At 67.1% G+C, this 11603-nt stretch carries 11 protein-coding genes; 3 read left to right on the forward strand and 8 right to left on the reverse strand.

Annotated features, from left to right (window positions below; all coding sequences use genetic code 11):
- Positions 1-589 (forward strand): LysR substrate-binding domain-containing protein (locus AC1DYI_RS16220; RefSeq protein ID WP_477205163.1); only part of this gene is annotated, 589 nt, incomplete at its 5' end.
- Here AC1DYI_RS16220 and AC1DYI_RS16225 read toward each other — a convergent pair.
- Complete coding sequence (locus AC1DYI_RS16225) at positions 570-1709, reverse strand: alpha/beta hydrolase family protein (RefSeq protein ID WP_477205164.1); 1140 nt, start codon at positions 1707-1709, stop codon at positions 570-572. The two genes, AC1DYI_RS16220 and AC1DYI_RS16225, sit on opposite strands and share 20 nt — an antisense overlap.
- A gap of 315 nt (positions 1710-2024) precedes the next feature.
- Complete coding sequence (locus tag AC1DYI_RS16230; RefSeq protein WP_477205165.1) at positions 2025-2663, reverse strand: NAD(P)-dependent oxidoreductase; 639 nt, start codon at positions 2661-2663, stop codon at positions 2025-2027.
- A 114-nt stretch (positions 2664-2777) separates the two neighbouring features.
- Between AC1DYI_RS16230 and AC1DYI_RS16235 the strand changes: the two genes are divergently transcribed.
- Positions 2778-3680: a LysR family transcriptional regulator gene (locus AC1DYI_RS16235; protein ID WP_477205166.1), complete on the forward strand. Its 903-nt coding sequence runs from the start codon at positions 2778-2780 to the stop codon at positions 3678-3680.
- A gap of 10 nt (positions 3681-3690) precedes the next feature.
- On the opposite strand, the gene AC1DYI_RS16240 is transcribed toward AC1DYI_RS16235, so the two are convergent.
- From AC1DYI_RS16240 to AC1DYI_RS16265, 6 genes are all read right to left on the reverse strand, one after another.
- On the reverse strand, positions 3691-4845 hold the full coding sequence (locus tag AC1DYI_RS16240; protein WP_477205167.1) for a Gfo/Idh/MocA family protein: 1155 nt from the start codon (positions 4843-4845) through the stop codon (positions 3691-3693).
- Entirely contained in the window at positions 4845-5870 is a 1026-nt protein-coding gene (locus AC1DYI_RS16245) for a sugar phosphate isomerase/epimerase family protein (RefSeq protein WP_477205168.1), read from the reverse strand. Before AC1DYI_RS16245 ends, AC1DYI_RS16240 begins: the two co-directional genes overlap by 1 nt.
- 92 nt (positions 5871-5962) lie before the next feature.
- The gene (locus tag AC1DYI_RS16250) at positions 5963-6934 is read right to left on the reverse strand and encodes a substrate-binding domain-containing protein (RefSeq protein ID WP_477205169.1); all 972 of its coding nucleotides are present in this window, start codon (positions 6932-6934) and stop codon (positions 5963-5965) included.
- Positions 6935-7004: 70 nt separating this feature from the next.
- Complete coding sequence (locus AC1DYI_RS16255) at positions 7005-8012, reverse strand: ABC transporter permease (protein WP_477205170.1); 1008 nt, start codon at positions 8010-8012, stop codon at positions 7005-7007.
- A 300-nt stretch (positions 8013-8312) separates the two neighbouring features.
- The gene (locus AC1DYI_RS16260) at positions 8313-9797 is read right to left on the reverse strand and encodes a sugar ABC transporter ATP-binding protein (RefSeq protein ID WP_477205173.1); all 1485 of its coding nucleotides are present in this window, start codon (positions 9795-9797) and stop codon (positions 8313-8315) included.
- On the reverse strand, positions 9797-10966 hold the full coding sequence (locus AC1DYI_RS16265; RefSeq protein ID WP_477205171.1) for an ROK family protein: 1170 nt from the start codon (positions 10964-10966) through the stop codon (positions 9797-9799). Before AC1DYI_RS16265 ends, AC1DYI_RS16260 begins: the two co-directional genes overlap by 1 nt.
- Before the next feature lie 377 nt (positions 10967-11343).
- Here AC1DYI_RS16265 and AC1DYI_RS16270 point away from each other — a divergent pair.
- Positions 11344-11603 (forward strand): hypothetical protein (locus AC1DYI_RS16270; protein WP_477205172.1); only part of this gene is annotated, 260 nt, incomplete at its 3' end.

Below are 11603 nucleotides of genomic sequence, written 5' to 3' on the forward strand. Positions count from 1 at the left end.
GCCCAAGGTCGTCGTACGCATCCGCGATGCAGCCGTCGAACAACTGGTCGATGCGGTGGCCTCGGGCGACGCCGACCTCGGCCTCGGCCCCGATCGCACGACCGGCGCCGACGTGACACGCACCGCCCTGCTCGACAGCCCCTGGGTGCTGTGGTGCCCGGCCGACCACCCACTGGCCTCGAAACCGAGCCTGCGCTGGCGCGACCTGCGCGACCAGCCGCTGGTCGCCGCCGGCCGCGATCACGAGCGCAGCGTGGCGCAGATGCGCGCCGAGCAGCCCGAGGGCACGCGCATCGTGCCGGTCGAAGTGGTCGACAACATCACCACGGCGCTCGGCCTCGCCTCGCAAGGCCTGGCGCTGACGCTCTCGCCCGCCTATGTGGCCGCGCTGGCCGAGCCGCTCGGTCTGGTGATGCGGCGGGTGCAAGCGCCCGAGGTGATGCGCCAAGTCTGCCTGTACCGGTCGGCGCAGCGCACGATCCCACCGGCGGCGGAAGGCTTTGCCGAGTTCCTGACGGTCTGGCTGCGTACTTGGCAGGCGGCGCGTGAGGCGCCCGCACCGCCCAAGATCAAACCGAGTCGGCGTTGACCATCTGCACCTGCTGCGCAGGCGCCGGTGCCGTCATCGTCCCCAACAAGCCGGCCGAGCGCGAAACGATCGGCCGCCAGCGTTCGCGCCAGCCCGGCAGCGCGGCTTCGTCGCGCTCGAACTGGTTGCGCAAGAAGGCGGCGGCGAGCGACTTGGTCGCGCCCTTGACCTGCTGGTTCAACTCGAAGCCACCGGTCACCGTGCGGTCGGTGAAGATGCCGTGCGATCCGTGGTCGAACACCACCAGCGCCTTGCGCGGGTCGGGCATCGCGTCGTACACGGCCAGTCGGTCTTCGAGGCCCGAGCGGTAGCCCGGGATCATGATCAGGTCGTCGTTGGAGGTGATGTGCAAGGTGGGCAGTCGCGCCGGCGCCAGGATGGTGGCCAGGTCACGCTCGCCGTAAAAAGGCGGCGCCGACATCAGGATCGCGGCACGAAAGCGAGGGTCGTGAAAGTCGAAGACCTGTTGGCCGCGTTCGACTCGTGCACCGACCGCCAGCAAGGTGGTGTTGGCGCCATACGAGTGGCCCGCCGCGACGATGCGCTGCGTGTCGATGGCTTCGGCCGGGCGACCGGTCAGCGGGTGCTGCAGGGCCGGGTCGAGCAAACGATCCAGCGCGAAGCGCAAGTCACGCACGCGTTGGATGGCTTCGGCTTCCTGCGCCGCGTTGCGCAAGCGGCCAATCAGGCTGAACGGGTTGCCGAACCACAGCCCCTTGTCGCTGCCCACATGCTGCACGTGCAGGCTGGCCCAGCCTTGGGTGGCCAAGTGGCGGCCGAAATAGCTGTAGCCCAGGCGCGAGCTGCCAATGCCGTGCGAGAACACCACCAGCGGCACCGGCGCGGTGGTCGAAGCGACCGCCTTCAGCGGCCAGTACAGGCGCACCGGCACTTTGCGCTGGCGCGCGGTGTCTACCCAGTCCCAGTCGATGGCAGGCACGCGTGCGGCCGTGTCGGCCTCGGATGCAGCGTCCACCGCATTCGGCGGCTCGCCAACGGCGCGGCCCAGTTCGGGAAAGGCGAGCAACGGGGTTGCGGCCAGCGCCGAAGCAACGAACGACCGGCGGCGCAAACCGGCGGTCGTGGGGGTCAGCAAGGGGTCGGGAAGTGGCAGCGGCATGGCAAGTAGTGTCCTGTCCCAGAAATACGCCGCATTGGACGGGCCGAGATGGGGATGATCGCGAGTCGCCGAGCCGGGCCGATACCCGGCGGTATCGGCCCGGCTTGGCGGCGCTGCGAGCGCCCCATATCGGTCCGCCCTTCGGGTTCGACCAGATGGCGCCCTCGCGCGCCCGGCCATCAGGGCAGATACGCTGGGTATCTGCCCAGCCGTCCGGCCACACGATCATCACCATCTGGTCGAATCTCAATGCGGCGTATTTCTGGGACAGGACACTAGAGTATCGCCGCGCCACCTTGCCACCGCCGGCGAAGGTCAATAACCGACCGTGAAACGTTGCCGGCGATGTGCGCCGCGCTCGGCCTCGTCCAGCATCGCCACCGCGTAGTCGGCGACCGAGATCTCGCTCTTGCCCTCGGCGCTGAACAGCAGCTGGTTGCCACCAAGGCGGAACTGCCCCGTGCGCGGGCCGGGCTGGATCATCATCGACGGGCTCAGCATCGTCCAGTCCAGCGTCGGCTCGTCGCGCAGCCAGTTCAGCGCGTCACGTGCACCCTCGGCCGTGCCCTTGTACTGGGCCGGGAACTCGGGGCTGTCGACCAGTTGTTTGCCCGGCGCGACTTCGAGGCTGCCGGCACCGCCGAYGACCAGCAGGCGCGGCACCGCGGCCTGCTTGGCAGCCGCGATGATCGAGCGCACACCGCGGCCATAGGCTTCGCGCACGTCCTGTTGCGCATGACCGCTGAACGCGCTGATGACCACGTCGTGGCCAGCCAGCGCGGTGGCCAGCGCCGCGGTGTCATTGACGTCGACCGCCTTCACGCTCAGGTTCGACGCGGCGGCCAGCTTGGCCGGGTTGGACACCAGCGCGGTGACCTGGTGGCCGCGCGACAGGGCTTCTTCGCGCAGGCCCGAGCCGATGAACCCGCTGGCGCCAATCAGTGCGATCTTCATGGTGTGTCTTTCTTCAGTGTCGTTGCGATGGCTTCAATGATGGGCTGATTCGTCGTTTCGATAAATCGGTCCAGTCGCGACACACTGTCCTTCATTGATTGACAATCCCAGGCCATGTCGACGGATGATCCGAATGACCTGAACCGGCTCGGCGCCTTCGTCGCCGTGGCGCAGTGCGGTGGCTTCACAGCGGCCGCGGATCGATTGGGCATCAGCAAAGCCCGCGTGAGCCTGGACGTGCAGCGGCTGGAACGTGCGCTCGGCACCGCCTTGTTCACGCGCACCACCCGCCAGGTGCGGTTGACCGACGCAGGCCAGCAGCTGCTCGACGACGCTGCGCCGCTGCTGGCCGGCTTGGGCGATGCGGTGGCGCGCGCCGCACACAGCAGCGCCGAGGTCAGCGGCACGCTGCGCATCGCCACGGCGGTGGACCATGCCGCACAACACATGGGCGCGGCGGTGGCCGAGTTCGCCACGCTGCACCCGGCCCTGCGCATCACGCTGCACGCCAGCGACCGGGTCAGCGACATGCTGGCCGAGGGCATCGACATCGCGTTCCGGATGGGCTGGTTGCGCGATTCGTCACTGCGTGCTGTGCGGCTGGCTGACTTCGAGCAGTACACGATCGCCGCGCCCAGCTACCTGCAACGCGCCGGCGTGCCCAAGCACCCGGACGAGTTGGCGCAACACGCCTGGGTCTCGCTGACGCTGCTGCCCACGCCGCTGACCTGGGCCTTCACGGCCCGCAACGGCCACACCCGCAGCGTACGCATGAACGCACGGCTGCAAACCGATTCGGCCACCGCCTTGCGCGCGCTGCTGCTCAACGGTGCCGGCGTCAGCGTGATGGACCGGTTGACCGTGCAGGCCGACCTCGCCGAGGGCCGGCTGCAGCGCCTGTTGCCCGATTGGCGGCTGCCGTCGGGTGGCGTGTTCGCGGTCTTCCCACCGGGCCGCCACATCAGTGCAGCGGCGCGGGCCTTCGTCGATTTCTACCGCGACCGGTGGCCTCGATGAAGCACAGACCTCAGCCCAGCGGCGTCCACTTCTGCTCGCTGCGCGACGAGGCCACTGTCGCTTCGATGAAGCGAACGCCAAGCGCGCCGTCTTCCACCGTGGCATAGCGGCCCGGTGCCGTTGGCAGTTGGCCAGACTCGCGCGCCCGCACATCGGCCGCGATGCCACGGTAGACGTTGGCAAATGCCTCGATGAAGGCCTCGGGGTGGCCGGCTGGCAGGCGCGTGGCCTGGTGAGCCGCAGTGCCGAGCCACGGCGAGCCGCGCGTCAGCAGCTGACGCGGCCCGTTCAACGGTGCATGGACGAGTGTGTTGGGCTCCTCCTGGCGCCAATCGAGGGTGCCCTCGCTGCCGAACACGCGCAACCTCAGGTCGTTCTCGCAACCAGCAGCCACCTGCGAGGCCAGCAGCACGCCGCGCGCGCCACCGCGAAAACGCAGCAGCAGGCTCGCATCGTCATCGAGCGGCCTGCCGGGCACGAAGGCGGTCAGGTCGGCGCACAGGCTCTCAAGCTCCAGCCCGGTCACCGTCGCGACCAGGTTCTCGGCGTGCGAGCCGATGTCGCCCATCGCACCGGCGATGCCGTTGCGGGCCGGGTCCATGCGCCAGTCAGCCTGCTTGTTGGCACCTGGCTCGAGCCGCCGGGCCAACCAGCCCTGGTGGTACTCGACCACCACCTTGCGCAACTCGCCGATTGCACCAGCGCGCACCATCTGGCGTGCCTGCTGCACCATCGGGTAGCCGATGTAGTTGTAGGTCACACCGAAGACGATGCCGCGCTCGCGTGTGATGCGCACCAGCTCATCGGCCTGCGCACTGGTGTGCACGAGAGGCTTGTCGCAGACGACGTGGATGCCGGCTTCGGCAAAGGCTTTGGCCACCGGATGGTGCACGTGGTTGGGCGTGACGATGCTGACGAAGTCGATGCGTTCGCCGCGCGGCAGGTTCAGCTCATGCTGCAGCAGGGCTTGCCAGCTGGGGTGGTTGCGCTCGGGCGCCAACCCGAGGTCGCGGCCGGAGGCCAAGGCCCGGTCCGGTTGCGACGACAAGGCACCCGCCACCAACTTGATCTCACCGTCGAGCGCCATCGCCTGCCGGTGCACCGCGCCGATGAAGGCGTCGCGGCCACCGCCGACCATTGCGCAGCGGAGCGTGCGGCCGGGCATCAACCCGCCATGCCGCCCTGCGGCGTCTTGTTGTCGAACGCAGCGTCGAAGGCACCGGCCGCGGGCGGGAAGTCGAGCTTGCGGCAGAAGGCGGCGCTCTCGGTTGCGCCGTGCACGCGGTCCATGCGGCTGTCTTCCCACTCCACGCTCAAGGGGCCGGCGTAGCCCATGTCGTTCAGCGCGACGATGATGGCTTCGAAATCGATCATGCCGCGGCCGACGCTGCGGAAGTCCCAGTTGCGCCGCGCGTCACCAAATGCCGTGTGACCACCGAACACGCCGACCGTGCCGTCGCCCTTGTTCCACCACACGTCTTTCATGTGGGCGTTGAAGATGCGGGAGCCGAAGCGGCGCACGAAGCCGACGTAGTCCACCGCCTGGTAGGCGAGGTGACTGGGGTCGAAGTTGAAGCCGAAGCGCGCATGGCCGTTGACCGCGTCGATCGCGCGCTCGGCCGACGCAATGTCGAACGCGATCTCGGTCGGATGCACCTCGAGCGCGAAGTTGACGCAGCGCTCGTCGAACACATCGAGGATCGGTGTCCAGCGGGCGCCGAAGTCCGCGAAGCCTTTGTCGATGTAGGCCTGCGGCGTCGGCGGAAAGGCGTACACCGCATGCCAGATCGACGAGCCGGTGAAGCCGGTGACCGTCTTGGCGCCGAAGCGGGCTGCGGCGCGTGCCGTGTCTTTCATCTCCTGCGCGGCGCGCTGACGCACACCTTCGGGGTCCCCATCGCCCCACACATGCGCTGGCAGGATCGCCTGGTGACGCTCGTCGATGCGGTCGCACACCGCCTGGCCAGTCAAGTGGTTGCCGATCGCGTAGCACTCCATGCCGTACTCGCGCAGCAGTCCACGCTTGTCGGCCACATAGCGCGGCGAGGCCAGTGCCTCTTGCACGTTGAAGTGGTCGCCCCAACAGGCCAGCTCCAGGCCGTCGTAGCCCATGCGCTTGGCCAGCGGCACGAGTTGGGTCAAAGGCATGTCGGCCCATTGGCCGGTGAACAGGGTGATGGGGCGAGCCATGGTGACCTCAAGAAATGAAGGGCCGCTCCCGAGTTTCTTGATCCCCTCGGGGGACGGGCCGGGCGAAGCCTGGACCTAGGGGCCAGCGGTTGTTAGAAGGGAGAGTCGGGGAAGTAGAACTGCTTGGCGTTCTCCTTGGTGATCAGCACCGACGGGATGATCGTGCTGGGCGGCAGCTTCTCGCCCTTCAGCCTCGCCTCGGTGGTGAGCTTGATCGCGTCGTAGATGAACTTCGGTGAGTACGACACATTGGCCTGGATCAGCGGGTTGCTGCCGTCCATCAGCGTCTTGACCATGCTCTTCATGCCGGCGCCGCCGAACACGATCTTGATGTCCTGCCGCTTGGCCTGCTCGATTGCTTTCAGCACGCCCACCGCCATGTCATCGTCAGCGGCCCACACCGCGTCGATCTGCTTGAAGCGGGTCAGATAGTCCTGCATCACCTTGAACGCGTCGTCGCGGTTCCAGTTGCCGTGCTTGGCGTCGAGCAGCTTCACGTCGGGGTGGCTCTTCAGCACCGCGTTGAACGCATCCATGCGCTCGTTGTCGATCGTCGTCGGAATGCCGCGCAGCGCGACGATGTTGCCCTTGCCGTTCAGCGCCTTGACCAGATACTCAGCCGGAATGCGGCCGAACGCGGTGTTGTCACCCGACACGTAGGCATCCTGTGCGCTGGTGTCGGTCAGGCCACGGTCGACCACCGTCACGTAGATGCCCTTGGCCTTGACCTGCGCGACCGGTTTGGTCAGTGCGGCCGATTCGAACGGAAAGATCACCAGCGTGTTGATCTTGGTGGCGGTCACCAGGTCCTGCAGCTGGTTGGCCTGTTCGGGCGCCCCACTCGCGGTCTTCACTGTCACCTTCAGGCCCGGGTGCGCGGCCTCGAGGTCTTTCTTCGCCTGGTTGGCCCAGAAGACGATGCCGGCGGTGAACGCATGGGTCGCCGCCGGGATGGCGACGCCGACGTTGACGTCTTTCGCATCGGCCGCGCGTGCCCCGAGGCTGAAGCTCAGGGCAACGGCAGCCGCAAAGGCCACGGCAAGTCGGCGGTGGGTCAGGCTCATGGGTGTCTCCAAAGGGTCAGTACCAGTGAAAAGGCAGTGCATCGCTGCCGACGAGGAATGCAGACAGGCGTCATGGCCGCCGCCGTTGCGTGAAGGCCACCGCGATGATCACGAAGCCTTGCACCGCAGCGTTGAGGTAGACGCTGATGATGTTGGTCAAATTCAGGATGTTGCTGATCACCGAGAGCAGCACGGCGCCGACCACCGTGCCGACGATGCTGCCGGCGCCGCCACGCAGCGCGGTACCGCCGACGATCACCGCGGCAATAGCTTCCAGCTCCCACAGCAGCCCGGTGGTCGGTGAGGCTGAGCCCAGGCGCGGCACATACAGCAGCGTGGCTACGCCGACGCACACGCCGAGCAATGCATAAGTCATCACCTTGACCCGGTCGACGTTGACCGCGGCGTAGCGCGCCACCTGTTCGTTCGAGCCGATCGCCTGCACGTAGCGGCCGTAGGCCGTGCGGTTCAAGATCAAGCCGCCAACGCCAGCCACCAGCGCAAAGATCCACACCGGCACCGGCACGCCCAACAGGCTGGCGTAGTAGACGGGGCTGTAGACGTCGGCCAGCGTGTTGTCGAGCGTCAGCGCGCCACCATCCGCAAAGTAAGTCAGGCAAGCGCGGAAGATGCCGAGCGTGCCCAGCGTGACGATGAAGGGCTCAATGCGGCCGCGGGTGATCAACAGGCCGTGCGCGAGACCGAACACCGCGCCGAGCAGCACCGCGAAGCCCATGCCGGCCACGACGATGGCCACTGGCGGCCACCCGCGCGGCGCCAATGCGTTCATCAGCATGATCACGCTACCGGCGATCAGCGCCGCCATCGAGCCGACCGACAAATCGATGCCGCCCGAGACGATGACGAAGCACATGCCCACCGCGATGATGCCGATGAAGGCGGTGCGGGTCAGCACATTCAGCGCGTTATCGAGCGTCGCGAACTCGGGGTTCAGCAACGTGCCGGCGATGCAGAGCAGCACCAGGCCGAGCACGGGGCCGTAGCCGTGCAGACGATCCCACCGCCGCATTTGGTTTGCAGCGCGGTTGGCATTGGTCGTGGCGGGTATCACTGCCATCTCAGTGTTCTCGCACTGGCGAGGTTGCTCATTCCACCTGCCAAGTGCGGAGCGTGGTGGCGGGCTTGCGCGCGGCACGCTACGGACGGCGCCTGCAGGGTGGTGGTGGTGCCCCCGGGCGCAGGCCCCATTCGCGGTCGCCCCCACGGCGCCCAGGCACCACGGTGATGACGCAGATGTCCATCATGTGCCGCGACCGTGCCCCGCGAGCGTGGGCCGGAGAACGGGGGCACCGCCGCCGCCCTGCCGCCACCACCATTGCGGAACGAATGAGATCGCCGGCGGCATCGAAGCAGCATTTCAATGCGTCCCGGTCGCATGGGCAATCAGCGTTTCTTCGCTCAGCCCTTCGGCCGGCAACACCGCTTGCAACCGGCCCGCGCGCATCACCGCGACGCGGTGGCACAGGCCAATCAGCTCGACCAGTTCGGACGAGATGACGACCACCGCATGGCCTTCAGCCGCCAGACGCTGGATCAGAAAGTAGATGTCGCGCTTGGCGCCGATGTCGACACCACGCGTTGGCTCGTCCAGCACCACCACGCGCGGCTTCGGATGCAGCACCTTGGCCAGCGCGAGCTTTTGTTGGTTGCCGCCAGACAAGGAAGAAGCACGCAGATCCAGCGAGCCAGTGCGGATGCCGAATGCAGTGACTGCCTCTTGCAGCGCCGCGCGCTCGGCGCTAGGCCRCAGCCAGGGTTGAGCGTAGCGCTGCAACGCCATCAGCGTCAGGTTCTCGGCCAGCCCGAAGGCGACATGCAGACCCTTGCCCTTGCGGTCTTCGCTCAGGTAGGTCAGCCCCAGGTCGGCGGCCTCACGCGGGCTGCCGATACGCACCGCGCGGCCGTCCAGGTTCATGCGGCCGGCACTGCGCGGGCGCAGCCCCAGCAGACCCTCGAACAACTCGGTGCGCCCTGCCCCGACCAGCCCTGCAAATCCAAGGATCTCGCCGGTTCGCACATCGAAGCTGACGTCATCGGCCCAGCCTGGCACCGACAGACCCTGCACGCTCAGCCGCGGCGGTGCGTCATTCGTTGGCACTGGCAAGCGCGGCGGAAACAGGTCGGACAGCTCGCGGCCAACCATCAGCTGGGCCATCTGCTGCCGTGTCAATGACACGGTAGCCTCGCGGGTGACGAAGCGGCCGTCGCGCATCACGATCACCTCGTCGGTGATGCGCTCGACCTCGTCGAGCTTGTGCGAGATGTAGACGATGGTCACGCCCTCGGCCTTCAGTCGCGCCATCAGCGTGAACAGGCGCTCGGTCTCGCTTGGCGTCAGCGTCGCGGTCGGCTCGTCCATGATCAACAAGCGAGCCTTGCGGCCCAGCGCCTTGGCGATCTCGACCAGTTGCTTCTCGGCGACGATCAACTGGCGCACCCGCGTGTCGGGGTCGATGTTCAGTCCGACGTCGGCCAGCAACGCCGCGGTCTCGGCGCGCATCGCCGCGTCGTCCAGCCGCCAGCCACGCCGCTTCTCGTGGCCGAGAAACACGTTCTGCGCCACCGTCAAGGCGTCCGCCAGGTTGAACTCCTGGTGGATCAGCACGATGCCGGCGGCCTCGGCTTGGCGCGAGCCTTCGAAGTTCACCGGCTGGCCGTCGACACGCAGTTCGCCGCCGCTCGGCATTTCGTAGCCGGCAGCGATCTTCATCAGCGTCGACTTGCCGGCTCCGTTTTCCCCGAGCAATCCATAGATGCGCCCTGGTGCGAGCGCAAAGCTGACGCCGTGCAGCACCTGCACCGGCCCGAAGGCCTTCACGACATCGTGAAAGGCCAGAGAGATCACACCGCCGCCTCGCGCATCTGCAGGCTTTCTTGCATGCCCAGCACACCGGCGCCGATCAAGCCGGCACGTTCGCCGAGCGGCGTGTACTGGATCTCCAGGTGCCGCGTCGACAGCGCCAGCGAGCGGTGGTAGACGCTTTGGCGTACCGCGGCCAGGAACAGCGGGCCGATCTTCTGGATGCCGCCGCCGATGAAGATGTGCGACGGGTTGTAGAAATTCACCACCGCCGCGAGCATCTGGCCGACCAGTGCGCCCGAGCGCTGCACGATCGCGTTGGCCGCCGCATCGCCGGCGCGGCTGGCCTGCGCCACGTCTTGCAGCTTCAGCGTGCCACGCTCGTCGAGCATCTGCTTGAGCAGTGGGCTCTGGCCACCGTGCGCCGCCTCGGTGGCGGCTCGTGCGATCGCCGGGCCGGCGGCCATCGCCTCGACGCAGCCGAGGTTGCCGCAGTGGCAGCGCGGCCCTTGCGGGTCGACGCAGATGTGGCCCACGTCGCCGGCCGAGYCGTTGGCGCCGCGGTAGACCTGGCCGTGGCAGAYGATGCCGCAGCCGATGCCCGTGCCGACCTTGATCACGAGGAAGTTCTGCAGCCCGCGCTGCATGCGCCACAGCTCGCCCAGYGCCATCACGTTGACGTCGTTGTCGACGTAGACCGGCGCGCTGAAATCGACCTTCAGGTCTTCGCGGATCGAATAGGCGTCCCACTCCGGCATCAGCGGCGGGTTGACCAGTTGGCCAAGACCAAAGTCCACCGGCCCCGGCACGCCAATGCCGATCGCGATCACGTCGCGCACCTTGGCGCCGCATTGCGTCAGCAACTCGCGCATCAGCGTGCGCACACGCGACAGCACCACCGCCGGCCCGTCGCGCACATCGGCTGGCTCGCTGTGGTGGGCCAGCAGTTCCAGGTCGGGCGTCATCACGCCCACCTCCAGCCCGGTGGCACCTAATGCCGCGCCCAGCAGAACGCCGAGGTTGCGCGACAGGCGCAATGTTTCGGCCCGCCGGCCGCCGGTGGCCACCTGCTCGCCGGTGGCTTCGAGCACGCCTTGTTCCAACATGCCGGCCACCGCGGCGTTCGCGCGGCTCTTCGAAAACGACGAGCCCGTCGCCAGCGCCTCACGCGAAATGCGGCTGGACCAGAACACGTGGTCAAGCAGGGTCATCTCGCTCGTGGACAGGTCTTTCCAGCGAACCATGCGTCTCCTCGCGGCCGCCACGCTGGAGTGGTGGCATGGCAGCGGGCGGATGGTAGGCGGCCGACTTCGGCCCAGCAAGCTCTAACTTAGACCCATTTCAGGTCTAAATCGATTTGCAGGTCCACGGCATCGTCAAGGCGGAGCGTTGCCTTTATTGTTCGCATTTCGAGAACACGCCATGAACTTCTTGATGGTTTATTCCTGAATCGTGAATCTCTACAGTTCATCCCATCGATGAGCCGCAACCAAACAAACGACTCACCGAGGCAGGACAGACGGTCCGGACTTCCCCACCCAGACCGCCAGCCCGGAACCCCGTTTCAACGATTCAAAGGATGACCACCATGTTCGCCAAGCAAGCCCAAATCGCCGTTGCCGCCATCGCCCTGACCATCGCCGGCGGCGCCTTCGCCCAGTCGACCGAACGCAATGTGTTCGACACKGAAACSAACCTGCGCATGCCCGCCGCTGCGTCGGCCGAAGGCCTGAGCCGCGAAGCCGTGCAAGCYCAGTACATCGCCAAGCGCGATGCCAACAACATCGCCAGCTTCAACCCGGAAGCGGCYTACTTCGCGCAGAACAACGATTCGAGCAAGGCGATCGC

This window comes from Ideonella sp. P3_A4, assembly GCF_056403075.1.

What these genes read in the sequence shown, in the direction of transcription:
- AC1DYI_RS16240 (WP_477205167.1), bottom strand. Translation starts at nt 4,845, where the DNA reads ATGCCCGGCCGCACGCTCCGCTGCGCAATGGTCGGCGGTGGCCGCGAC.
- AC1DYI_RS16245 (WP_477205168.1), bottom strand. Translation starts at nt 5,870, where the DNA reads ATGGCTCGCCCCATCACCCTGTTCACCGGCCAATGGGCCGACATGCCT.
- AC1DYI_RS16250 (WP_477205169.1), bottom strand. Translation starts at nt 6,934, where the DNA reads ATGAGCCTGACCCACCGCCGACTTGCCGTGGCCTTTGCGGCTGCCGTT.
- AC1DYI_RS16255 (WP_477205170.1), bottom strand. Translation starts at nt 8,012, where the DNA reads ATGGCAGTGATACCCGCCACGACCAATGCCAACCGCGCTGCAAACCAA.
- AC1DYI_RS16235 (WP_477205166.1), top strand. Translation starts at nt 2,778, where the DNA reads ATGTCGACGGATGATCCGAATGACCTGAACCGGCTCGGCGCCTTCGTC.
- AC1DYI_RS16225 (WP_477205164.1), bottom strand. Translation starts at nt 1,709, where the DNA reads ATGCCGCTGCCACTTCCCGACCCCTTGCTGACCCCCACGACCGCCGGT.